Here is a 24005-nt window from a genome sequence, read left to right as displayed (position 1 = left end):
AGATTTAATAGTCTATTAGTTTGAAAATCATTATATTCGATCTGTATTAAGAGCAAAAGCTCATTGCTTGTATTGTACTTTGCAACATCTGTTTTTTAAGATCGTCTATTTTATAAACCATCAATCAAAATCATTATGAAAAAGAGTTTAATCTTGTTCGTTTTTCTTATGTCAATTGCTGTTGAAGCCAGAACCAAAGAAATAATTGCAGAGGTTGTTTTCGAGAATACTACAGATGCTCCTATTACTTCAGGAACCTTTTTTATTACTGAATTAGATAAAGAAATTGAAATTACTTCCGCAGAAAGTTTTAGTATCACACTGCCAGAAAAGGGTAAATATCAGTTTGGTTTTTATTCTGAAGATTTTACAAGTTATACGTATTATCCTGCCAAAATCACTTCTAAAAAGAATATTATTACCATTAGGTTAGAACAGAAACCTGCTACTGAAACTGCATTGAATTATAGAAATCTCGCAAACCCAGAAGATCTTGGTGTAGGAATGAATTTTATTTTTAACGGAATTAACCAAAAACCTGTAGATTTTAGCGAATTCAGCGAAAAGTATGTGGTAGGCGCAGTATCTAAAAATTGTACCGTAGATCCTGTACTGATGAAAAGAGTAACAGCTCATAATCAAAAGGTGGCCAATTATCTTACCAAAAACTTTGGGGAGCAATGGAAAGAAGACTTACCCGCAACACCATTTGGTTTAAAAGCAAAGTAAATCTTTAGTTGTTTGGCAATTAAAAATAGAGCTAAGCGTTATACTAATATTCGCTAATTTGTACGATCATTTTTAGTATTTAATGCTCTTATCACTATGTGCTATCAACTACAAAAGCTTATAATCAGGCTTTTTTTATACTTTATATTTTTCTTCTTTTCATTTCAAATTCCCGTTTTCTATGCTCAAAATTTAAATGAAGAATGCGAAGCTTTGGTTAATCCAGAGATTTTAGATTTCGAAATAGATGATTTATTAGATACAAGTATTAAAAGCAAAACAGGTAAAGGATATTTGATTCAGTTGGATGATTCTGAGGTTAAAAATGGAGAAAAAAGTCTTTTAATTTATGGCGAATTAGATTATCAATCAAACCAATTTGCCGACTTTTCCATTCATTTACCTATAAATATACCAAAGGATTCCAGGATTAAATATTCTGCATGGGTAAACATAAAAGATAGTATTGAGGGTGGTGAAAATGCAGGAGCGATGCTGCGTTTACTAAGTGATAGTTATGACCGGAAGGGAAATCCTGATATCTTCAAATTTAGCGATGAATTAATAAAGAAAACTACAGGCTGGCAGAAAGTCGAGATTACAGCAAAAGTTTCAGAAGATATATCAGGCATTCGTATTTCAGCCTTAATGCAAGGAAAAGGCAAGGCATGGATCGATGATTTAGAAATTGAAGTTAATGGCGAAAAAAATTCACAACTTTCGATATTTAAACCGAAAACTAAAATTGCCCAAATTCAGCAAAAATTAAGGCCATTTTTTAAGGATTTTCAGGATAAAAATGGAAAAATAATTGTGCCAAAAACTTTAGAAAATCAGCTTGATCGATCCAGGGTAGTTGGTATTGGCGAAGCAACTCATGGTACTCAGGAAATTTACGAAACCAAGATCGAATTGATTAAATATTTAATTCAACATAAAGAATTTAAGATAGTAGCACTTGAATCTTACTTAGGAAATACATTAAGGCTGAATTCGTTTATTCAGTCTGAAGGGAATAATGGAGAAGTAGTTTCAGAAATCGCAAATCTTGAATTTTGGATGTACTATACTGAAGTTTTTAAGGATTTTATTTTATGGCTGAAGAATTATAATCTGAATACAAAAAACAAAGTTCAAATAGTAGGTATAGATGTACAGTCTTCTACCCAAACCTTAGCGATTTTATCTGAAAAGTATTCTGAAACGACCAAAATAAAAAAGTTAATCGAAAACATCGAAAATCAATCTAGTGCTTTTACCAACAATATGGATTTGTTAGACTCGATTGATTCTGAAATTAGTAAACTATCTAAAACTCTCATTGAAGACAAACTATTATTGAAGAATGTTAAACGCAATTTGTATTTAAACACATTTTCGGGAATGGCTTACCACAAAAAGAGAGATAGTTTAATGGCTGAAAATGTAAAGTCCGTTTTAGAGCAAACCGATAAAATCATTCTATGGGCGCATGATCAACATCTTGCCAAAAACAGCGATGCGATGGGCGACTATTTAAACCAAGTTTATGACAAAGATTATGCAAACATAGGTTATTTGCTGGATACCGGAAATTTCTTAGTAATTAAGGACAAGGAGTTAAGCGCTAAAAATACTTTACAGCAATCTACCTGTCACGATTTAAGTTTTTATATGAAAGAAGCAAACAATATAGCCTGGTTTCTAAATAAAGCAGCCACGTTAGATAATTATCTGTTATCTAATTTTTATAGTTTGCCTTTATTTAAAAAGTCTATTGGAGCTTCAGGAAACCAGGATCAGTTTGTTAATATGGGATTAGAATCGCAAAAGCTATTCGATTACTATATTTTTATTCGAAATTCTAAACTATCAACTTTTTTGGATGGAATAGAAAACTAATTTGCAGGCTCAAATTTTAATCTACATCCCTGGTCGCATGCAGGATAGGTAGGAATAAAAATAACATTATTGCCTTCGTAATCAAATTCTTCTATATAGGTTGAAGATGCACTGGCAATTCCCATTCCTGTACTGGTACATTCAAAATCTAATGCAAGCTCATCGGTGTAAATAGAATAATTTCCGGTGGTGCATTGTGAAAAACGTGTAGAGGTAAATGTACCATCCTCGTTAAAGTTGTAAGAATAGCTGTATTCAGCAGGTGTCCATTCTCCATGGCCACTGGCATCTACACTATATACTTCAACTAATTTCCATGATCCTACGATTCGATCAACTTCATACATTTCGCGCTCTTCGTTGTCACAGCTAGGTAAAATAAGTAACGAACTAGAGCAAAATAAGAACAATAAGTGTTGTTTAATTTTATTCATTAGTTACATTGGTTAGTTTATGAACAATAATTTTTAAAAAAACAGGGGCATAAACTTTCCAGATAAATCAAGGGAATATAGATTGTATCTAGAATAAAATAAGTAGGAAAAAAATCAAGAATTCTTTCGAATTTTATGATTCATGTAACAATTTCGGGTATTGCGAATATAAATTAAATATCTGTAATATAGGAAGTTGTGTTTTGTTAAATTAAAAAAATTAACATGTATAAGTTTTTTCTTACAGTGTAAGTATAAGGTTATTTTTAGTAATTTTTATGATATTTTCAAAGAGGTCATAGATAGTGAACCACCAACTGGCTTATCATTAAAAACTTCTATCTTTTCTTTAGTATTTTTTAAGGCAAGTGTATAAATAAGTGGCATGTAATGTTCGGGTGTTGGTATGGCTAAATTAAATGCAGTTCCCTGTGATTGAAAATTAATCAGGCTTTTATGATCTCCATCTAAAATGTAGTTTTTCATCATTTCGTTTGCTTCTTTAGCCCAATCAAACGCAAATTCTTCATTTAATTTATCCCATGCGACCATTCTTAAATTATGAACAATGTTACCGCTACCAATAATTAACACGCCTTTGTTGCGCAATTGTTGCAATTGCTGCGCTAACTCATAATGGTATTTGGCAGGTTTAGAATAATCGATACTCATTTGGATAACCGGAATATCGGCATTGGGATATAAATGTTTTATAACACTCCATGCACCGTGATCCAGCCCCCATTTATCATCTAAACCAACTTCGGTTTTTGTGATAAGCTCTTTTGTTTCTTTTGCAAGTTCTGGATTGCCAGGCGCAGGATATTGTACGTCAAATAATTCTTGCGGGAAACCTCCAAAATCGTGTATCGTTTGTGGATGCTGCATAGCGGTAACAAAAGTTCCGTGGGTTTCCCAGTGTGCAGAAATACAAAGAATGGCATTTGGTCGCACCAATTCTTTACCAAGTTTTTTAAACGAAGCTACAAACTCGTTTTCTTCAATAGCATTCATTGGGCTTCCGTGGCCAAGAAATAACACGGGCATTTTACCCGTGTTACTCATGCCAGAAGTCATCTTATTTAAATCTCTTAAATTCATAGTAGATCCAATTATTGGGATTAATGAAAGGGATTTTAGAAAATTCTTTCTGTTCATTATATAATTATGAAACTTGTTTAAGGAATTGTAAGTCGGCAATAATTTTCACTTCTTCACCAACCATAATTCCGCCAGTTTCTAAAGCAGCATTCCAGTTTAATCCCCAATCTTTACGGTTTATGGTTCCGGTAGCTAAGAAACCTAATTTGGTATTACCCCAAGGATCTTGTTTTTCGCCACCGTAAACTAAATCTAGTGTTACTTCTTTACTAACATCTTTAATTTTAAGTGTACCGGTAAGTTTATAATTTTCATCATCGATTTTAGATAAAGATGTGCTTTCAAAACTAAGGCTAGGATAGTTTTCTACATCAAAGAAATCGGCACTTTTTAGGTGGTTATCTCTATCTGTTACTCGTGTAGAAATCGAAGTAGCAGCGATGCTTGCACTAAGTTTTGCTTTGGTAAAGTCTTCACCATCTATAGTACCTTCAAAAGAACTAAAGTATCCATTAACTTTAGAGATCATTAAATGTTTTACTCTAAAAGCTATTTCACTGTGTGCAGGATCGATTACCCATTTTACTGTTTCCATGATATTTGTGTTTAAAAGTTATATTTATTTTGAACACTACAAAGATGAAAACAAATAGCGCCTTATGCCTTACACTATTCGGTAATAGAGTTGTAGATTTAAGAAGTAAGCATGCTTCTCATTTCTTCTCTAAACTCTTTTGGAGATTGTCCCGACTTCTTTTTGAACACATTAGAGAAATAAGAATTTTCGTTATAGCCTAATTCGAATGCGATTTCAGAGATTGTTTTTTCAGAAGAAATCAATAAATTTTTAGCTTCAATAAGCTTTCGGGTTTCAATAATTTCAGAGACACTTTGGCTCAAAATATTCTGGCAAATAAGATTCAAATTCCGTGAAGACATAAATAGTTTTTCAGCATAAAACTCCACTCCAACCGGCCGGTGATAGTTCGCTTCTAATACGGTTAAAAAGTTACCAAACGAAATATGCTGAGTTTTTTGAAGTTGGTGATCTGGCGGTGTAAGTTTTTTCCTTTCGGCCTCGATCATACTTAAGAGCACACCAAGTAATTGCCTTATGATCCCATAATCTACAGTACTTTGCTGCGTTTCATCGTACATCATTTCACACAATGTCACCAATCTTTTAAAACAAATATCTTTATCTAATGGAAGATTTGCCTGGTTGTGATAAAGCGAATAAAGCTGGAAAGTAGTCTCTGGAATAAACTCACTTTTAAAACGTATGCCCCAAATATTACATTTGCCATTTTCAGGTTTTGGGATAAGTCGGTGTACTTTTCCCTTGGTTACAAAACTTACGAAAGGCGCCTGTATCGTGGTGGCATTAAAATCTATAAAATGCTCTAAAGCACCATCGATACCAATAAGTAATTCCTCGAATTCGTGATTATGAGGCAGATCTGGATGCTCAGAGATTTTTTCGGCTTCCTGCAGGTCTACTTTAAAAATATGAAATAGTTTATTCATTTTTCAGCTATGGTTTCGCCATACTAATTTAGGCTTTTATGCTTTAATATCTTTAAGCCTTCAATCTTTACGGCAACCTAATCTTTAAAAACTTTAAAAAGCTTATTTTTAATGCTGAAATTGTTGATTTTCAACACCTTTTTTTCTGAAGTATTTAAGTCGGTTTTAATGAACAAGCATTTTTTTGAAGAGATCTATAAGTATCCCGATATTAAAAAAGAGGATTACGATCGTATAGCCAACGCGCATAGTTCGGTTGAATTTTCTAAAAACGACTTGCTAATAAAAGCCGGGAAAGTAAGTAATGCGTATTTTTTAGTTGAAATAGGATTATTTAGGTCGTATGTGATCGATTTTAAAGGAAACGAAATTACCACTGGGTTTTTTAGCGCCAATCACATTCTAATCGAAGTGGCATCGCTGTTTCTAAGACAGCCATCTCAGGAAAATTTTCAGGCGCTTACAAATGGAGTGGCCTGGAAGATCGATATTGCAGATTTTCACGAGCTTTTTCAAACTATCGATGGCTTTTCAGAATGGGGAAGGGCATGGATGTCTAATCAGCTTTTTATTTCCAAGCAAAATTCAATAAATATGCTTACCCAAAGCGCTACAGATCGTTATCTACATCTTGTTAAAGCGCAACCAGAAGTTATAAAAAATGCTCCTTTAAAATTTATAGCTTCGTTTTTAGGCATTACCGATACCTCTTTAAGCCGAATTAGAAAAGAAATTTCTAGAAAAGCCTAAATCTTGTCTTATGGCAAGTTTTAGATAAGTTAGAACGCTTAATTTTAGCATATTAACCTTTAAGTTTTCTAATTATGAAAAATGAAAATCCTGTAGTTTGGTTCGAGATCTATGTAAATGATATGAGCCGGGCACAAAAATTCTATGAATTCGTTTTCTCAATCAAATTGGCTGATATTCCTATGCCAGATATGAACACACCCATGAAAATGTTGTTTTTTCCCGGCGATATGGAATCTAAAAACAGGGCAACAGGCGCTTTGGTACAAGTGGAAGGAATCGAAGCTGGTGGCAATAGTACGCTCGTTTATTTTTATAGCGACGATTGTAGTGTAGAAGAAGCAAAGATCGAGGCTGCAGGTGGTAGCGTCTTTAGACCTAAAATGTCTATTGGCGAATATGGTTTTATTGTTTTGGCCACCGATACCGAAGGGAACATGATTGGTATCCATTCCATGAACTAAAAAAGTACGGCCAAAACCAACAATATCAGCACTGTGTTTTCTTTAAAATTTATAGCATATTAACCAGTTTCAATAATATGTAAGCAGTTTAAAGGAAGCACAGTCAACTTATGCTTTAAATATTCTAAATTGAAGATTTTGTAAGTTTTTGAGGTAATTTATTTTAATTTCTTCGGAAGAAAATAAGCTTTAAAACAACGAATTTAAACTGAAATTAGATAAATATTCATGGCATTTTTAAGAATTACTGGTCTTGTATTTTTATGCGGAATTACTCTTTCCTGCGGAAATAAAACGCTTACAACTAAAGCTCAAAATAAAAACAGTGCAGCAGTTTCAACTGAAGCAAAAACACTTCAGCTGTATCGTGAGATGATGATCGCTAATCCGCCAGATTCCTTAAAATTAGATCCTTTTTATAAAAAATATATAGATGCTTTTGGGATTCCGGTGGTATCTTCAGAAAAAGTTCCAGATGATGCGCTTGCTGTGGCTCGTGATATCGTAAATTTTATGCTGGTAAAACGTCCCGATATACGGCAGGAACTTCAAAAACGCGGAGCCCGAATTTTAATTATGGCTGAAACCGAAATGGAAACCGATCTACCAGAACGCAGCGACTGGAAAAAGCCGGCAATAGACGATGTTAGGTTAACGCCGGGGGAACGTGAAAATTATAATAAACCAGGCGGAATTGGTAGCCAAACCGATAAAGAATATTGGAACCAGCGCGCCCGTGGAATGGGCGGAACGGTGACAAGTTGCGCCGAGGAAAATTTATTGGGATACCCAGATACGCGATATTATGGCGAGAATATTCTGGTACACGAATTTAGCCATAATATGATGGGCGCGTTACGAAAAACAGATCCAAAATTATATGCTGAAATTGGTAAAGCTTACACCGCAGCCAAAGAAAAAGGATTGTACAAAGGCCAATATGCCATTAACACCGTAGCCGAATATTGGGCGGAGGGTTCGCAGTGGTGGTTTTGGTCTAATTACGGGTTTTATGATGGCGAAAAATATATCGTATCGCCTAGCGATCTGAAAGAATATGATCCTGCACTTTACAACATTTTGGCTAAGGTATATCATGGACATCACATTCCGGCAGATGTTTATTATGCACACAATAAGGAACCTAGATCTTGAATTTTACTCGATAATCCAGATTAAATACTCCTAGGCTTACCTAGAAACGAAGATAATTTTCAAAAAAATGCCTTTTAGCTTTCTCTTGAATTAGTCTATTTCTAAAATTCTGGATTTCCTGTTTCTTTAATTCAGTAAAAAATCAAGTCAGGATTTATATAATTTCAGTAAGAAATACAATTCCGAAGATCCAACCCAGGTAAAGAAAAGTGTAGGATAATGAGTAAGCTACTGCTTTGGTAAAGTTACCTGAAGTTGAATTGGCATGTTTAAAAACCTGCCGCAAGGCTCTAAAGAAAACCCAGTAGAGCATCATGATAATGATAAATAGCGAAAACCAAAAAATCGCTTCTAGCAAGAGCATAGCAACAAGAATTAAAATGCTCATCACGATCCAAAGCAGTATAGAAACTATTAGTCCGCTTAAGCCATCTCCCACATCAGTGTCTGTAGAATCGAAGCCTCCCGGGGCCTGATAGTTGAAAAGCGAACCTTTGGTATAATTTCTATAATTAGGAAAATCATCTTGTAATCCCAAGCCTTTGTATAAACCATAAGTCATAAATGCGAATAGCAGCGTACCAATTATCGAAAGTGAAATATAAAAATTGCTGGTTAGTGCACGATTATAATTAATTCCCGTAAGCCAAACGGTTACAGCGGTCACGGCAATAACGATTAGGGAAATAATAAAAATGGTTTTTCCTTTTAGATAAGGTTTTTTAGATGCTTTCATTTTGATTGATCTAACTAAGATGGATGATTTTTAGAAAAGTATAAAATTTATTGGCACCGCTAAAGGGTATAATCCCCCGAGGCTTGCCTCGAAATTAAGAAATTATTTTTAACGAATGCCTTATGGGCTTACCCAAGGTAGTTTACTAAACAATCGTGTCTAGATTTTTATGATTAAAAATCATTCCTTTTCAATTTCACTTTTTACCAGATCGATAAGCGCTTCTCCATGAATATTCTTAGCAATAACGATCCCGTTTTTATCTAAAATAAAATTTGCAGGGATTGTCCTGATTCTTATTTTTTTCAGGAAATCTGTATCGTCACCCTGTAATTCTGAAAGTTGAATCCAGGCATCGGCGCCATCGCTTTCGGCCGCCATCTTCCAGGCTTTTTCGTTGCTTTCTAAAGCATAAGCGATTATTCCTAAACCTTTGCTTTTATATTCTTCGTATAGCGGAACCAGGACTTTGCGATTTTCTTTTCGGCAGGGAACACACCAGGATGCCCACAGGTCGATAATCGTTAATTTTGAACCTAAATTTTTGATGATCGAAAGACTGTCTTTAGTGATCGATGGCAGCATTGCTTCAGGAAATGTATCGCCAATTAAGACTGGTAAATTTTTGCGGGAGCCCATTTCACAAAGCTCATTTAACCAGGAATTAGTAATATTTTTTTCTTGCCATTTTTGGCATTGTCGCACTAAAAATTCAGGAATACGTTCAAAATCACTTTCTGGGCTTACCCAACGTAAAGCCTGCATTGCGGGCAAAAAATGTTCGCTGTTATCAGCGAAATTCATCAATGATTTTTGATAATTTAAGATCGCTTCCTCTTTCTCGAGCAACTGGCTGCCATCTTCTATCTGCCAGGTTTTATTGGCCAGATATTTTTTATAAGCATTGTTTTTTATATCTCTAAGTTGAAGCAAGGCTTTATTTTCTTCGGAAGGATTTTCGATGGAAAAACTTTGTTGAAATTCGTCGAAATTCGCCGCTATTTTTATGGATTTTTGCTGAAAGATCACCGGCATATAATTGGAAGTTTTTGGATCTTCAGAAATTAAATAATTTGGCGCTTTGCCGGAAGCCTGAAGTACAATTTCAAATAATCCTGAAGCCGAATTCCCTGAAAATTGCTGAAAGCTAAAAGAACCATCTTCAGCAATAGTGGCCGAATCGATAACATTTCCAAAAAATGAGGCTGCAACCTCATTTAACTGTTCTGGCCGAATCAAATAAAGCTTATAATTTGAAGGTGCATTTTTTATCTTTCCGGTAATTGCGACATCAGTCGTGCAACTAGCCCAGAACGATGAAAAAATTAGTACTGTAATTATCGATTTTAAGCAAATTCGATTCATTTTTTGGAAGTCTAAAACTTGATGCCAAATTAACTAATTTCAGTAGTAATCAATAAGAATTATTTTTCAGATTTAATTTTTTAGTCCGCCGCCAGGCTTGTGAGTTTTATTCCATTCTTTGTAAAATTCAACGAATTTCAGATGATGTTTTATCGCCAGTTTTTCAGGATCAAATTTTTTAAAATCAAAATCCCCGAATTCTATTTTTTCTAATTTCAGGATAAAACTATCGGTTTTATATTCGGCGATCAAACCGGGAAGTGTGGCGTAAGCAGTTGGGCCACCAACAAAATCAATTTCAGGAATAAACCAGCATTCTTCAGGAATAAATTTTTGATATTCTTCGTTTTCGTTAAGGATTTCTGGCAGCGCCAAAATTGCGGTATATCCATTTATTTTTTCGAAGTTTCTGTAATACGCCACTTTACATTATCTGCTGCGACCTGCCTGGTAAACTCCAAAACCCTGGGAATTTAATACGATTTTTTCTGCTGAATGTCGCTGGCGATAAATTTGCTGTTTATGATGCTGGTTTGAGCAAGATTGTAGGCTGTTTCAAAAAACTGAAGATATTCTGGCCATTCTGCCGTAACCTGATACTTTTTGTTATCTGAAATTACGATGAATTTAATTTCGGCCGCCGCCTTTTTATTCTGAAAATTCATCTGGTCTAACATAATTTCGTAGTTAGGATTTGGAACCGAATCTGGCGAAAATAAATCAGTAATTAATTCTGCGGAATACGTCGCTTTCAGTTCCTGTCCAAAGAGCGGAGTCGCTAAAAATGAGGCGCATAAGATTAAAAAGAAGCTTTTATTCATATAAAATCGTGATGATTAATTATTTCATTGTTAATTGATAGATCATGCGATTCTTTTAGCCTCTTTTTTAGAAAGTACCTTTAAAAATCGGTCGATTCTGCCTTTATTTTCCTGTTGTAACAGTGAGGGATATAAATTCATTAAAATATTGACCAAAATGATCCAAAGCGAAAACAAAAATTCCGCTCTAATTACTTTAATTATGGCAAAGATCATCACAAATAAAAAGCCGATAAAATGACTAATTTCGGCAATAGTCATTTCCTGTCTTAATTCGATCAATTCTTTAGTGGTGGCTTTAGATTGTAACTGCAGCTTGGGATTAAAAAATTTGAAGAATGTGTTTTTTACGATCCATTTAAAAGCACCCAAACCAATAAATTTATTCAGTTTTCTACTTTTTACCAGGCTAATATTAGATAGTTTTCCGTAGAATTCCGTTTTTCTGAGCGCCGCATTTACGATCATTCCAACGATCCAGGAAATGAAACAAATAGATATACTAAAAGTGATATATTTCAAAGTCATCGAAAGATCAATCGAGGTTAAAACCCAAGGTGTCCAGTAGCTTAGGTTTTACTAAATTAAACAATCTTAGGTCTAAAAAGTAGAATTTTAGATTGAAAATATATATTTTTCTGTTAAAAATAGTGAGTCAGATTTTATTGAATTTCAGATGCTATACAGAATAAACAGAAAAAACTTTATGCGAAATAGCATTGTGATTTGAGTTTTCCCAATTGGCCAAAAGGATTAATTCTGACGCAATTTTCTGCATCGCTCTATATTTTCCAGCAAAGTTCCTTTTTCAGGATTAAGTTCGTAAGCTTTTTGATAAGCTATTTCGGCTTTTTTATATTCTTTTAATTTTTCTAGATTTTGGCCTTTAATGTCCCAAACTTCCCAGTCTTCGGGTAATTCTCGAGTCATGATCTCGCTTAATTGCGCGCTTATTTTCCAGTTTTTATTTCCGAAGTTAAGCCGCTCTAACCAATAAATATCTAATATGTTGCTTGGATTTTTCTCATTCTTAAGCTTATAATATTGTCCAACCAGATCATTAGTTTCTTTTCTTTCTATAGCATCGGCAAGGTCGTAAGCGATGGTGCGATTGGGGTGATTTAATTTAAATTCAGGATAAATGATCTTTAAACCAATATCATCAACCAGACTAACCGAATTAGAAAGCGCCACCACACCAGTTTTCGTATTCTTGTTATATGCAACAAATGAAGTATAGCCACCTGTGCCACCATTATGCAATAAAATTTCTGTAGAATTTTCTGGTTTTAAAACAAACCATCCATTCTTGTAAAACAGGTTGTTTACACCTAGATCGTCGATTCCGGTCACATGCAGATTTTCAATTTTTGGTGCTTGAAACTGATCGTTATTTTCTTTCTGAAATTTTAAATAGCTAACAAGATCTTGCGTACAACTTATCAAACCACCAGCATACCGGCTAGGTCCTGTAAATTTCCAGTTTTTATTTTTGGTGCCAATATTTGTGGGCTGCACCAGGAGTTTTTTATTTACAGTAGCATGTTCTAAGTGACTATGATACATTTCGCTATCCTGAAATAATTCACCAAAGAGATCTGGAAAATCACTTACAGTTTTCTTTTCTATAATTCTTCCCAAAACACCAAAACCAAAGTTAGAGTAGCTCCAGGTTTTACTTGTATCGATTTTTAAATTATGTAGTTCGGTTTCTAAAAGTGTATTGCTGTAGCCATTAAAAGGATCAGACCAGTCTTTAGGTGAAAATTGATTAGACAATCTAGGCAAACCAGATTTGTGATTTCTTAGCTCATTTACTTTTACAAGCATTAAATATTCATTTTCGATTTCTGGAAAAAAATCTGCGATCGACTTATCAAGCTGGTCTTCTAAATAAATTTCAGCAAGCCAGGCGGTAAAGGTTTTTGTTACTGAACCAATTTCGTACAAGCTTAAGTTAGTAGCTGTCTCTCCTGAAGTATCGATTTGCCCATAATTATAAAACTTCGTTTCTCCTGAAGGCAACAATATACCTATTGAAATACTCGGATTAATCTCAAGTTCAGTACGTCTTAAAATTTCATTTTCGACGGAATCTGAAATGATCTGTTGACTAAATACCAGATTAGAAAAAAAACTAAAAAGACCAAAAAGCAAAAACCTAACTCGCATCTAAATTGAATTTTAAATTAGCTTAATCTACCGCCTCGTTTAGAAAATGATTAAAAGGAAGCTGAATTTTATAGATTTTCAGCAATTGTTTTTCAAGGTCTTTTTGCGCCCAAAATTCGTTCGAAACAGGATGGATCATAGCATAGCTTTTATGCTTTAGCAATTCGACATCTTTAAATTCCTTCGGAAAATCCTTTGGAGCTCTTTTTAATTTTTCGCCATGAATTTCAGGGAAATAAGATTGAAATTGGTTGTTTTCAATGATATTTTTAAAATCTTCAGAATAATCATAAATATGCTGTCGAATCGCTTTTAAATTTTGGGAATCAGGTTTGTAAATTCCGCCGCCAATAAAACAATGATCGGGTTCAATATGCATATAATAGCCTGCGTGCCCACTTTTACGACCATCTTTTGCGAAAAAAGCTCCAAAATTAGTTTTGTAAGGCGCTTTATTTTTAGAAAATCGAACATCTCGGTAAATTCTGAACATGCATTTTTTAGGATCGTCTACATTTATTTGTGGATCTAGCGCTTTTAACTGTGGTAAAAAGTCTCCCAAAAATTGCAGAAACTCGTCCTTAGCTTCTTCATATCTTGATTTATTGTCATTAAACCAATTTCTATTATTATTGATTTGAAGATCGATTAAAAAGTGAAAAATTTTATCAAAATCCATAGTTGTAGCTCCTTTTAGGAAGGAAAGTTAGTACATTTTTTCAGCAAAATCCTGCTTCAATCAAATTTCTTCCTCAGTGCTATTAATCCTAAAATAGGACCGATAGCCAGAATCATAAAAATAGCGGTGCTATTTGTTGTTTCAGCAAGAAAATTCAGCAATAAAATGCTAAAGATCGTTATAGAGTAGCCAAGACAATTTACGATGGTTAGTGCCGTTCCTTTTACTTCTGGATCTGCATTTTGCGCCACCAGAGTAGAGAATAATGGTGAATCTGCAACCACCATAATTCCCCAAAATAAAAGAAAAGCGATGAAAATTTCTACGGAATTTATACTGAAGAAAAGGGGAGAAACAAGGCAGCAAATTCCTGAAAGGGCTAATGCTGAAATTGCCGTTTTTTTAGTTCCTTTTTTTTCAGCAATAAATCCGCCCAATACGCAAGCCAATCCGCCAACTCCAATAATCAAAAATGACCACAGCGAAAATCTGAAGCTGGTTTGATGAATTTCAGCATATAATTCTAGCATGACGGGAACAAAAGCCCAAAAGCTGTATAATTCCCACATATGCCCAAAGTAGCCAAAAGCTGAACTTCTAAAATTTTTATTCCTGAAAACCTTTAAAAATGATTTTAGATCTATGGATTTACTGGCACTTCTAAACGGACCGTCAGGTACAAAAAACTGAATTAAAAGTCCGCCTAAAACGGTCAAAATCGAGGTGCCAATTAATACCGACTTCCACGGAAGATTAGCCGTTAAACTTTTAAGTAAATGCGGAAAAGCGGTCCCAATAACCAGCGCACCGACTAAAAATCCCAGGGATTTTCCTAATCCCTTTTGAAAAAAATCTGTTGCGATCTTCATGCCTATGGGATAAATACCGGCTAGAAAAAAGCCGACGAAAAATCGTAAAAGGAGTAAACTTTCTATCGTATTTTGGGAGTAAATACTCGTTAAATTAAAAAGTGCACCGCCAAGAGCACTAAGAAAAAATACTTTTGAAGGCGAAAACCTATCGGCAATGCTAAGAATGGCGAAAAGCAGCGTCCCTAAAATAAACCCAAATTGCACCGCAGAGGTTAATAAACCTAAGGTTTCTTCTGGTAGTTGAAAGTTGGTAATAAGATTATTCATCACCGCGTTTCCTGCAAACCAAAGGGAAGTACAGCAAAATTGAGCAATTACGATAAGCGGGAGAATTCTCCTTTTAACCAACATGTATTTTTTTGTTGGGTAAAGATATGCATATTTGGTATGTTAGAATTTTGGATTGTTAGTAAGTTGGAATTTTAAATTATTGTCTATTGTCTACTGAGACTGCTCACTGAAGATTGAGACTGCCAATTGCTCAGTGAAAAAGACTTCTCGATACATTTTATTTTTTCGCTGCGCTACAAATTAAAACACTCGAAGTGACATTTTAAGATATTAGAATCTAGAAAATAGAGCTAAGACATGGATAAATAATGCAACACTATTTCATATTTACTGTAAAATGAGACTGTTCACTGAAAACTGCAACTGCCAATTCAATTGCCCAATAAATCCTAGTCTTTAACCTCTTTTACTTCCATTAAATATTTATCTAAAAAGGTTTTAATTTTTCCATAGCCTTCAATTTCGTTTTCTTTTTTCATAAAACCGTGGCCTTCATCATCAAAAACAACATATTCAACCGGAACTTCGTTTTTCTTAATTTCAGCAACAATTTCATCAGATTCTTCTGGTATTACTCTAACGTCGTTTAGACCTTGTAAAACCATAACCGGATTTTTAATTTCATCTGCATGAAAAAGAGGCGAGATTTCGTATAATCTAACCGAATCTTTTGTTGTTGGATCACCCATTTCGTCGTAAAGCGCCGTTCTAAAAGCTTCCCAGTAAGGAGGGATAGAATTTAGCGTTCTAAGCCAGTTGGTTACACCAAAAAGGTTTACACCTACTTTAAATTCGTCTGGTGCAGAGGTCATAGCAGCCATCGTCATAAATCCGCCATAAGACCCACCTAAAATACCAATCTTGTCTTCATCTATTACTCCGGTATCGATAAGAAAATCTTTGCCTTTTATGCAATCCTGCAAATCTTCAGAGCCATGTTTTTGATCGTCTAAGTGATTAAATTCTTTACCATAGCCGCCGCTTCCTCTATTATTTACGGCCAGTATTGCATAGCCATGATTCACTAAATATTGTATTAGTGTAAAATAACTTAATCTAGATTGACCGCCCGGGCCACCGTGTACCCAAACTAGTGCGGGCACTTTATTTTCTTCAGAAGCTGTTTTTGGTTGATAGTAGATGGCAGGAATCTCCAGGCCGTCAAAAGATGTATATCTCACCACTTTTCCTTCAACCAAATCTGCTTTATCGATTTCTGGGTTTAAGGTATTTGTAAGTTGTTTTAGTTCTTCGGTTTCAAAATTATAGACAAATAAATTACTAGGCGTTGCCGATGTACTTACTGTTAGCCGAATAAGTTTTTCACTTTTCGAAATTTCTACAGAAGAAATACTTCCACCTTCAATCTTGGGTAATTTTACCTCTTTGCCTGTTTCATTATCTAAAATAATTACTTTTGTTTTGGCATCTTCATTAATACCAATTACCCGATACTTTCCGTTTTCAGAATCATAAGCATACCAAACATCCCAATTTGTTTCGTAGAGTTTTTCAACCGCCCCGGTTTCCAGATCTCTTTTTGCCAGATATACAAAATCTGAATTCTCATCGGTAAGATAAAATAGGGATTTACTGTCTTTGCTGAAGAATTCTGGTTCGTATAAAGCATCACCCTCGTGTACACTTATATCCTCAGTTTCTCCAGTTTCAGTATTAAATAAGTACATTTTACCGTTGGCACTGGTAAGCATTTGTACCAATGCAATATATTTTTCATCCTGAGACATGGCATTGGGATCCAATCCTTCAGTATTTTCATACAGTATTTCCAGCTTAGTTTGTTTAGCGGTATCGATTTGCATTTTGTATAAATCGAAAAATCTTAGATCTCTTCTATTAGATCTTATGTACATAAATTCATCGTTCTCACTCCATCCCAAAAACTGATTTGCAACACTATCTTTTGGAGTTAAAACACTGGAAGAACCATCATCTTCTAAAAGATAAAGTTTATAATTTTCGTTACCGCCTTGATCTGCCGAGTATATAATTTGATTTGTTCCCGGAACATAAGATTCACTAAAATAACTGTCTATTTTAGAATCTGTAAGTTGTTCTTTTTCACCAGAGCTTAAAGTTATTTCATAGAGATTGAAAATTCCTGACTCATTTGAAGTATATAAAAGTTTTGATTCATCTTCAGAAAATGTACCGCCACCAATGTCAATATTTTTAAAAAATTGATTGATAGAGTAGGTATTAAAAGATTCTTCTTTCTTTTCTTCAGAATCTTTTTTACAGGAGATAACAAACAGAAAAACTAGGAAAAGAGTAGTGAATTTTTTCATGGGTTGGTTGGTTAGAAGTTGATAAATTACTAAGAAATAATATAATTTTAAATCTAAATATAATCTTAAAATTTATCATAAGTATTTTAAAATGAATAAATTATGAAATGGTATGGGGCGGAAGTGAAGTTTTGATTGGTTGGGATTTGAGTATTCTGGATTGTTGGTATGTTGGAGTTTTAGATTTTAAAGCATAGGGTATTTTAGATTACTGCAAACTGAGACTGTCATCTGATTACTGAAAAAGACTTCTCGATACATTTAATTTTTTCGCTGCGCTGTAAAATAAAACACTCGAAGTGACATTTTAAGATATGAGAATCTAGAAATTAGAGTTTAGATATGGAATAGTAGTGCTAAACTATTTTTATGTTTACTGTAAACTATAAAATGCGACTGCATACTGGCCACTGAGACTGTTCACTGAATAATCTATCATTCAAAATCTTCAATTTCAGCTAAAAATGATTTTGCTTCTTCGATCTGGCTGCCATTGCCTTGTAATATCCAGTTTACGTAATTTTTATCAGCATTTTTTGATTTCAGTTTTGCTGAAAAAAACAAAGCTAAAATTTGAAGAATTATGGTAACTCCTGCAAAGATCCATATCTGTTGTAGTGAAATAAATTCTGTAGCGTCAAAATTGAATAAAACTTTTAGTACAAAAATTCCGACGAAAGGACTAAAAGGTAAAATAGCTGCCGCGATCTTTAAATTAAATAGGATTGAAAGTTTAAGTTTTGAAAGTTGTCGCTGCAATATGGTAACAGGTTGCTGATAATCTAAACTCAAAATGCAATGTAATTGTTTAACAGAAGAAAATACAAAGGCAAAGCTAAAGAATAAGACTATACTGGCCGAAAATGCGAAATACCAGATTTCTAAATTGCGAATAAGAAATTGTACCGCATAGGAAATAAGCAGGCTAAAAAATACAAGGCTGCTAATAGGCAAAAAAAGCAGCTGATTAATTTTTGACTTTGCTTTATCTAATTTTAGCTCTTTTAAAACAGCTATGTTTAAACTTCTTATAGCTTCCAGTTTTTGTTCCTGATTTTGCCAGGCATCTCTTAATTGCTCGATATCCATAAGTTTATTTTTTAAATTTCTTTTTTAGCTCTTTTTTGATTCGGTTTATTTTAGTACCAACATTTGTTTCTGAAATTCCTAGAACTGCCGCAATTTCCTGGTGAGTTTTAGCATCTAAATACATGATCATTAAAGCCTTGTTTAAAGGTTTTAATTCCTGAATAAATTGGTTCAGTTTCTTAATGTTTTCGTCTTCCTCGGTTTTATTTTCCTCCTGAATATGAACAAGTTTTTCTTTTAACGGAACAAAATATTTTTCCCTGGTTTTTATTTTTCGGTTATACGAAATCACTACGTTAAAGGCGATTTTATACATCCAGGTGGTAATTTTTACGGCATGATCAAATCTATCATAGCTCTTCAAAAGATTAATGATGATCTCCTGGATAAGATCTTCCTGTTTTTCAGGATAATAACTATAAGCATTTACAATCTTAAAAATGAGATTTTTGTTTTCTTCGATATGTTGTAAAATGTCTTCTTTAGCCGATTTCATTACCTGTTTTTCTTAGGTCTTTGTATCATTAATCGTTTCTTGTTTTTAAAAATCACACTTTTTTCAGAAAAAAATCAAATTAAATAAGCTTTGTGCGGTGTTTGGCTTATAATATACTTTCTTTACAAAAGGATTTCAGATAAAAACATATTTTACTTAATTTAGTTTAAGGTTTTAGCAAAATTCATCATCATGAAAAAAATAATCTATGGACTGGCTTTAGTTGCCGGTTTTTCAAGTTGTAAAGAGACCGAAGATTTAACATCAAAATTTTATTCCGCTCAGGATTCTGAACATTTTACGATTTCAGGAAGGGTAGATAAAAGAGATTCATCGCTGGTAATGATTAGTCCGGCTTCAAAAATTGCCTTCAAAAATACACAAGATGATACTTTGAGTGTTTTTTCTAAAGTAGACGATCCTAAGCAACATGCATTTTGGGCCTTGGCTATAAACGGAGAATATAAAGGAAAGAAAAGAGTAGAGGGAGACACCATAAACGAATTAAAAATTCCGGTTTCCAAAAACGATACTTTAATTGAATTATATAAAGCTACCGAAGCAAGCACAGGGAATTTAATTTTTAGTGGTATAAAAGCAAAAGAGATTGCTGAAGCGCCTAAAAAGCCAGATCTTAAAATCGAGTTTATAGGAAACTCAATTACCTCTGGTTTTGGAAATGACAATAAAGAATTTCCCTGTGGTGAAGGTTCCTGGTTCGATGCGCATAATGCATATTATTCTTACGCAACGATAGCCGCAAATCGATTGGGTGCCGATTTTGTATTGTCCTCAATTTCTGGTTGGGGAATGTATAGAAACTGGAATGTTACGGGCCCAACCGTTCCCGATGTTTATGATAACTTATATTTAAGTACAGATTCTACTAAAACCTACACAGCAAAGGATTTTAATCCAGAACTTATCAGTATCAATTTAGGAACCAACGATCTTTCAGATGGCGATGGTCAGCATGAGCGTTTAGCATTTAGTGTAGATGATTATGTTGGGGCGTATATAGAATTTGTTCAACATCTTATCGATACTCGTGATAATCCAAAAATTGCCATTTTAGATAGTCCTATGATCTCTGGAGAAAAGGAAGAAATTTTACATCGCTCATTAGATAGCGTGGCTTCTTATTTTGAAACTAAAGGCAAAAAAATCCATGTTTTTGATTTTGAAACTATTCCTGAAACTGGATGCGGCGCACACCCTTCGATAGAAGAAGATAAAATGATGGCAGATCAAATCACGCCTTTTTACGAGGAAATTTTAGCTGCTGAAGAATAATCTTGAAATAACTTTTCAAAAAATAGAAATGAACTTAAAATTTAGTGTGTTCTTTTTATTGCTGTCTTTTCAACTACTGGCGCAGCAATATAAAGAGGTAAAGGATATTCAGTATTACGAAAATCCAACTTCAGAATATATGGAAAAACAATCCCGGTTGGATATTCATTTTCCAGATTCAGATAACAATAAAAAATATCCGGTGATCGTTTGGTTTCATGGCGGCGGATTAACCGGTGGAGGAAAAGAAATTCCGCAGGAATTAAAAAATAAGGAAGTTGTTGTGGTAGGTGTAGGTTATCGTTTGGCGCCAAAAATAAAGGCTGAAGAAACCATAGAAGATGCAACTGCAGCTATCGCCTGGGTATTTAAAAATATTGAAAAGTATCATGGCAATACTGAAGAGATCTTTATTTCTGGACATTCGGCCGGTGGATATCTGGCTTTAATGGTAATAATGAATAAAGAAAATTTAGCCCAATACGATATTGAGGCTAACGCTGTGGCGGGGTTAATTCCGTTTAGTGGGCATACCATTACACATTTTACGATTCGGGATCAGCAGGGCATTCCCGGGACGCAGGCAATTGTAGATAAATGGGCGCCTTTATTTTATGTTAGGAATGATGCACCGCCAATTTTATTGATCACAGGAGATCGTGAAATGGAAATGCTGGGTAGATACGAAGAGAATGCTTATTTCTATAGAATGATGAAAGTTGCAGGACAAAAAGAAATCGATCTTTATGAAATGAATGGGTATGGCCATAATATGGTTTATCCAGCTTTACCATTATTATTGAAATTTGTAAAAGAAAAATCCGACCAATAGCAGATAACCAACTACCCCAATAGTGAAATATGAAATTTAAAAGCCGAAAAGATTTCCTTTTTCTAAGCCTAAGCTTTGGTTTTACAGCCCTTGTTTGTTGTGTTTTTGTGTATCAGTTTTATTCTGAAGATACCAGAAACCAAAGTTTTTATAGTTGGCGATATTTTGATGCTATTGGTTGCAGGACTATTATTATGGCTTAATTTTGGAACCGAATACGAGCTTACTCCAAATTATTTTAAGTACAAAAGCGGGCCAATAAAAGGTAAAATTCCGTTAGAAAAAATCACCGAAATTGTTGAAGGTAAAAGTTTATGGATAGGTTTACGCCCTGCAACCGCAAGAAACGGATTAATCCTGAAGTACGATATTTATAACGAGATCTATATAAGTCCGCTTAGTAATCAAAGCTTTATTACTAAAATTTTAGAATTAGACGGTCAGATTAAAGTAACTCCTGTGAATAAAAAGTAGGCAGGAACAGTAAAAATAGAATAACTTATTTGATGAGGTAATTCTCAAATTTTAAATTATTGAAATATTCTTTCCCAACTTGTCTAAAGGTCATTTTTATATAAATTCATCTATATATTCTTAATTCACTTCGATTTAATATCGACTGAGCCTTTTCATAATTTTGACTCAATTTAGCAATTATGGCAGAGGTAAATTCTTCGATATTAGTATCATTAACACTATTTACTTCAAACTTATTATTAAAACCTTACACATATGAAGCAGGTTGCAAGCGTTGAATTTACTACTATTTCTCCTATAGCTGGTTTTATTTTTGATCTTGTCCTAATTTCTCAATTTTATTAATCCAATTTTGTCGTTTTTTATCATTCGATGATTTAATGGGACCAAAAGCCGTAATCTTTACTGGTTTGATTCCACAAAACTCTAAAATTCCTTTTTTCATTGAATTGTGTCCAGGATTTTTATAAATCAAGGAATAATACCATTTGGGTGTATCCATTGTCACAATAAGTCTTGCAGATTTACCTTTCAGTAATTTATCCCAAAGCAAAGAATTATCCCGATACTTAAAAGCAAATTTTGGTAGGAATACTCTGTCTATAAATCCTTTTAATAAGGCTGGGTAAGTTCCCCACCAAGTTGGATAGACAAATACCAAATGGTCTGCATCTAATATATCTTGTTGAATTTGTACCAAATCAGGTTCAAGTTCTGTTCGTTTTCTATAACCATAATGCAGATTCAAATCAAATTTTAAATCATTCAAGTTAACTAATTTGCAATCTGCTTTTGAAAGTTCAGCTCCATTTTTATAACTGATTGCTAAATCAGCACAAAAGCTTTCACTATCAGGATGTCCGTTTATTATTAAAATCTTTTTCATGATTGCTCGCGTAGTTTATCAAACTTGCTACCAACATCGATACAATCATATAATTGCTCTGATAGCTCTTCATATAAATTTTGAGAATTTGCGGAAAAAATAAAGCAGAAAAATAGTGTTGAAAGGTAGATATTAGTTTTCATTGGTTTGATTTTCTATAAAAATATCTTGAAATTTTAGCCCTTTGGCGAAGTATAAATAATGTGAACTTATATCCTTACAAAGTTTTAATTGTGTTTTTTCCAACTTACCCTTAATATAAAAATGATGCGAGCTAGTCTCTAGCGTTTTATCTTGAAAAGTACAAACTTTCAGTTTTTGATTCTTGTAATAATAGTTGATTTCTTGGTTTACCGAATCATTTTGTATTAAATACCTAATTCTAACCAATGTATCCTCTTTGGTAAAATGAATCAAATATTCAGTTTTATCAGTATTTAATTCCTGAATTTTAAGTTCGAATGGATAGTTTATAGGATTTCCGTTTTGATATTTTCCGTATTCTATCAACAGACTATATTCCTTTAGCACTTCCTTATATTTAAGATAATTGGGATTGCAGCTAACCAAGATAAAGCCGGCAACTAAAAGAAAATTCCTTAACCAGATCACATTTCCATATTCATCTGCCTGCCTTCTTTTTCAGCTTTTTTATCCATCTGTGCGCCCACTAACATTCCTATGCATAAACCAATAGGAAGACCAATACCTAGGAAGGCCATATTATCTAAAGCGAAACCAAAAGCAGCACCTAGCGGAAGTCCAAAAGCAGACATGCCTAAGAGCATCCATGTTTTCTTATAGTAATTTTTAGGAACCAGTTTTTGCTCTTTTTCAAGAATTTGAAGCATTTTTAACTGACTTCTTTTAATCTGTGTATTCAGTTTTTTAAGAGGTGCATCGTTAATTTTATCGATTTCCGCATTTAACTTTTCAATCACTTCATCGTTAAGATCCTGCTGTTTTAGTACCTCAATAAACCCCATGAATTGAGAAAAACTTTTATAAGCCTTTTTATCTTGCCCAATATCAGCTCTGGGATTTATGCTTTTTAATTCCATTTTTATAGAAAAGTTTTAGGGAAACTTAAATAATTATTCGTTAAACTTAAATTTTCTGTAATTTTCGTTTACTAATATAGTTACACTTTCAGGTGGCAAATTTAAACCATTCAGGGTAATACTAAAAGGAGTTTTAGCGATCGCTCCATTCATTTTTAAAAGCATCTTTTTCCATATTGAAGCTCTTTTTAGATATTTTTCAGGATCTTTTACAGTAATCATTAGAAACTCTCCAGAAGAGATATTTTTCGGTTCGATTTTAGTGATATCTTCCCATTCAATCAATCCAATGCTGCTGGCGCTGGTATGATCTACAATTCCTTTACTGTTTAAAGCAAGTGCATCCTCATTTTTACTTCTAAAAAGTAAATAAGCGGTTATACCTGCAAAAAACAGAAAGCTAAAAATGCTTAAACCCCGCACAATTTGCGGCGCAACAGAATCTGGGGTTTTTGCATAAAGATCTGCATTAATAAAAATAATGATCGATGCGACCACAAAAAACAATCCTGTAATAATCAGGTTATTTTGTTTTTTGATGTTAGACGAGATGGATATGGGTTCTATTTGCATGATGAAAAACTA

27 protein-coding genes are annotated in these 24005 nt (G+C 33.9%); 8 read left to right on the top strand and 19 right to left on the bottom strand.

Annotated features, from left to right (window positions below; genetic code table 11):
• Positions 1–135: 135 nt before the first annotated feature.
• Entirely contained in the window at positions 136–729 is a 594-nt protein-coding gene (locus IIF7_RS03625; RefSeq protein ID WP_139801259.1) for an FEKKY domain-containing protein, read from the top strand.
• 96 nt (positions 730–825) lie between these two features.
• Positions 826–2610: an erythromycin esterase family protein gene (locus IIF7_RS03620; protein WP_084840307.1), complete on the top strand. Its 1785-nt coding sequence runs from the start codon at positions 826–828 to the stop codon at positions 2608–2610.
• Here IIF7_RS03620 and IIF7_RS03615 read toward each other — a convergent pair.
• The 4 genes from IIF7_RS03615 to IIF7_RS03600 all read right to left on the bottom strand — a co-directional run bounded on the left by IIF7_RS03615 (position 2607) and on the right by IIF7_RS03600 (position 5672).
• A complete protein-coding gene (locus tag IIF7_RS03615; protein ID WP_084840306.1) occupies positions 2607–3044 on the bottom strand; it encodes a lipocalin family protein in 438 nt (145 codons plus the stop codon). The genes IIF7_RS03620 and IIF7_RS03615 overlap by 4 nt on opposite strands.
• A 276-nt stretch (positions 3045–3320) precedes the next feature.
• Complete coding sequence (gene ygiD / locus IIF7_RS03610) at positions 3321–4145, bottom strand: 4,5-DOPA-extradiol-dioxygenase (RefSeq protein WP_245801505.1); 825 nt, start codon at positions 4143–4145, stop codon at positions 3321–3323.
• A gap of 64 nt (positions 4146–4209) precedes the next feature.
• Positions 4210–4740 carry a YceI family protein gene (locus tag IIF7_RS03605; protein WP_084840304.1) on the bottom strand — a complete coding sequence of 177 codons (531 nt, stop codon included), beginning with the start codon at positions 4738–4740 and terminating at the stop codon, positions 4210–4212.
• Between the two features lie 98 nt (positions 4741–4838).
• A complete protein-coding gene (locus IIF7_RS03600) occupies positions 4839–5672 on the bottom strand; it encodes an AraC family transcriptional regulator (RefSeq protein ID WP_084840303.1) in 834 nt (277 codons plus the stop codon).
• A 168-nt stretch (positions 5673–5840) separates the two neighbouring features.
• On the opposite strand from IIF7_RS03600, the gene IIF7_RS03595 reads away from it, so the two are divergent.
• The 3 genes from IIF7_RS03595 to IIF7_RS03585 all read left to right on the top strand — a co-directional run bounded on the left by IIF7_RS03595 (position 5841) and on the right by IIF7_RS03585 (position 8041).
• Positions 5841–6422 carry a Crp/Fnr family transcriptional regulator gene (locus IIF7_RS03595; RefSeq protein WP_084840343.1) on the top strand — a complete coding sequence of 194 codons (582 nt, stop codon included), beginning with the start codon at positions 5841–5843 and terminating at the stop codon, positions 6420–6422.
• 74 nt (positions 6423–6496) lie between these two features.
• The gene (locus IIF7_RS03590; RefSeq protein WP_084840302.1) at positions 6497–6886 is read left to right on the top strand and encodes a VOC family protein; all 390 of its coding nucleotides are present in this window, start codon (positions 6497–6499) and stop codon (positions 6884–6886) included.
• Positions 6887–7114: 228 nt separating this feature from the next.
• Complete coding sequence (locus IIF7_RS03585; protein WP_217806674.1) at positions 7115–8041, top strand: hypothetical protein; 927 nt, start codon at positions 7115–7117, stop codon at positions 8039–8041.
• 154 nt (positions 8042–8195) lie between these two features.
• Here the strand turns inward: IIF7_RS03585 and IIF7_RS03580 are convergent, their stop codons facing one another.
• From IIF7_RS03580 to IIF7_RS03530, 11 genes are all read right to left on the bottom strand, one after another.
• A complete protein-coding gene (locus tag IIF7_RS03580; RefSeq protein ID WP_084840301.1) occupies positions 8196–8777 on the bottom strand; it encodes a hypothetical protein in 582 nt (193 codons plus the stop codon).
• 180 nt (positions 8778–8957) lie between these two features.
• Positions 8958–10142 carry a TlpA disulfide reductase family protein gene (locus tag IIF7_RS03575; RefSeq protein WP_084840300.1) on the bottom strand — a complete coding sequence of 395 codons (1185 nt, stop codon included), beginning with the start codon at positions 10140–10142 and terminating at the stop codon, positions 8958–8960.
• 72 nt (positions 10143–10214) lie between these two features.
• Positions 10215–10565 (bottom strand): hypothetical protein, encoded by a 351-nt coding sequence (locus tag IIF7_RS03570; RefSeq protein WP_084840299.1) that lies wholly within the window; start codon positions 10563–10565, stop codon positions 10215–10217.
• Between the two features lie 50 nt (positions 10566–10615).
• Complete coding sequence (locus tag IIF7_RS03565; RefSeq protein ID WP_084840298.1) at positions 10616–10963, bottom strand: hypothetical protein; 348 nt, start codon at positions 10961–10963, stop codon at positions 10616–10618.
• 42 nt (positions 10964–11005) lie between these two features.
• Positions 11006–11491, bottom strand: a complete 486-nt coding sequence (locus IIF7_RS03560; RefSeq protein WP_084840297.1) for a glycosyl-4,4'-diaponeurosporenoate acyltransferase CrtO family protein — start codon at positions 11489–11491, stop codon at positions 11006–11008.
• Positions 11492–11716: 225 nt separating this feature from the next.
• Entirely contained in the window at positions 11717–13135 is a 1419-nt protein-coding gene (locus IIF7_RS03555; protein ID WP_084840296.1) for a serine hydrolase, read from the bottom strand.
• A gap of 22 nt (positions 13136–13157) precedes the next feature.
• Positions 13158–13814, bottom strand: a complete 657-nt coding sequence (locus IIF7_RS03550) for a DUF2461 domain-containing protein (RefSeq protein WP_084840295.1) — start codon at positions 13812–13814, stop codon at positions 13158–13160.
• Positions 13815–13870: 56 nt separating this feature from the next.
• The gene (locus IIF7_RS03545) at positions 13871–15037 is read right to left on the bottom strand and encodes an MFS transporter (protein ID WP_084840294.1); all 1167 of its coding nucleotides are present in this window, start codon (positions 15035–15037) and stop codon (positions 13871–13873) included.
• Between the two features lie 329 nt (positions 15038–15366).
• Positions 15367–17286 (bottom strand): S9 family peptidase, encoded by a 1920-nt coding sequence (locus IIF7_RS03540; protein WP_084840293.1) that lies wholly within the window; start codon positions 17284–17286, stop codon positions 15367–15369.
• A gap of 435 nt (positions 17287–17721) precedes the next feature.
• Positions 17722–18375, bottom strand: coding sequence for a hypothetical protein (locus IIF7_RS03535; RefSeq protein WP_084840292.1), 654 nt, complete (start codon positions 18373–18375; stop codon positions 17722–17724).
• A gap of 4 nt (positions 18376–18379) precedes the next feature.
• Entirely contained in the window at positions 18380–18871 is a 492-nt protein-coding gene (locus IIF7_RS03530; protein WP_084840291.1) for an RNA polymerase sigma factor, read from the bottom strand.
• A 192-nt stretch (positions 18872–19063) separates the two neighbouring features.
• On the opposite strand from IIF7_RS03530, the gene IIF7_RS03525 reads away from it, so the two are divergent.
• The 3 genes from IIF7_RS03525 (at position 19064) to IIF7_RS03515 (ending at position 21470) form a co-directional block, all read left to right on the top strand.
• Entirely contained in the window at positions 19064–20164 is a 1101-nt protein-coding gene (locus IIF7_RS03525; RefSeq protein ID WP_084840290.1) for an SGNH/GDSL hydrolase family protein, read from the top strand.
• A 28-nt stretch (positions 20165–20192) separates the two neighbouring features.
• Positions 20193–20996 carry an alpha/beta hydrolase gene (locus IIF7_RS03520; protein WP_084840289.1) on the top strand — a complete coding sequence of 268 codons (804 nt, stop codon included), beginning with the start codon at positions 20193–20195 and terminating at the stop codon, positions 20994–20996.
• Positions 20997–21101: 105 nt separating this feature from the next.
• Positions 21102–21470, top strand: coding sequence for a PH domain-containing protein (locus IIF7_RS03515; RefSeq protein WP_394335065.1), 369 nt, complete (start codon positions 21102–21104; stop codon positions 21468–21470).
• Positions 21471–21780: 310 nt separating this feature from the next.
• Here the strand turns inward: IIF7_RS03515 and IIF7_RS03510 are convergent, their stop codons facing one another.
• From IIF7_RS03510 to IIF7_RS03495, 4 genes are all read right to left on the bottom strand, one after another.
• Positions 21781–22359: an NAD(P)H-dependent oxidoreductase gene (locus IIF7_RS03510; RefSeq protein ID WP_084840288.1), complete on the bottom strand. Its 579-nt coding sequence runs from the start codon at positions 22357–22359 to the stop codon at positions 21781–21783.
• A gap of 132 nt (positions 22360–22491) precedes the next feature.
• Complete coding sequence (locus IIF7_RS03505) at positions 22492–22890, bottom strand: hypothetical protein (protein WP_139801258.1); 399 nt, start codon at positions 22888–22890, stop codon at positions 22492–22494.
• 77 nt (positions 22891–22967) lie between these two features.
• Entirely contained in the window at positions 22968–23420 is a 453-nt protein-coding gene (locus IIF7_RS03500) for a hypothetical protein (protein ID WP_084840286.1), read from the bottom strand.
• Positions 23421–23453: 33 nt separating this feature from the next.
• Positions 23454–23993, bottom strand: a complete 540-nt coding sequence (locus tag IIF7_RS03495; protein ID WP_084840285.1) for an STM3941 family protein — start codon at positions 23991–23993, stop codon at positions 23454–23456.
• Positions 23994–24005 lie beyond the last annotated feature (12 nt).

Origin of the sequence: Zunongwangia atlantica 22II14-10F7 (genome assembly GCF_002094855.1) — a bacterium.
Taxonomy (GTDB): domain Bacteria; phylum Bacteroidota; class Bacteroidia; order Flavobacteriales; family Flavobacteriaceae; genus Zunongwangia; species Zunongwangia atlantica.
This window is presented reverse-complemented; position numbering and strand designations above follow the sequence as displayed.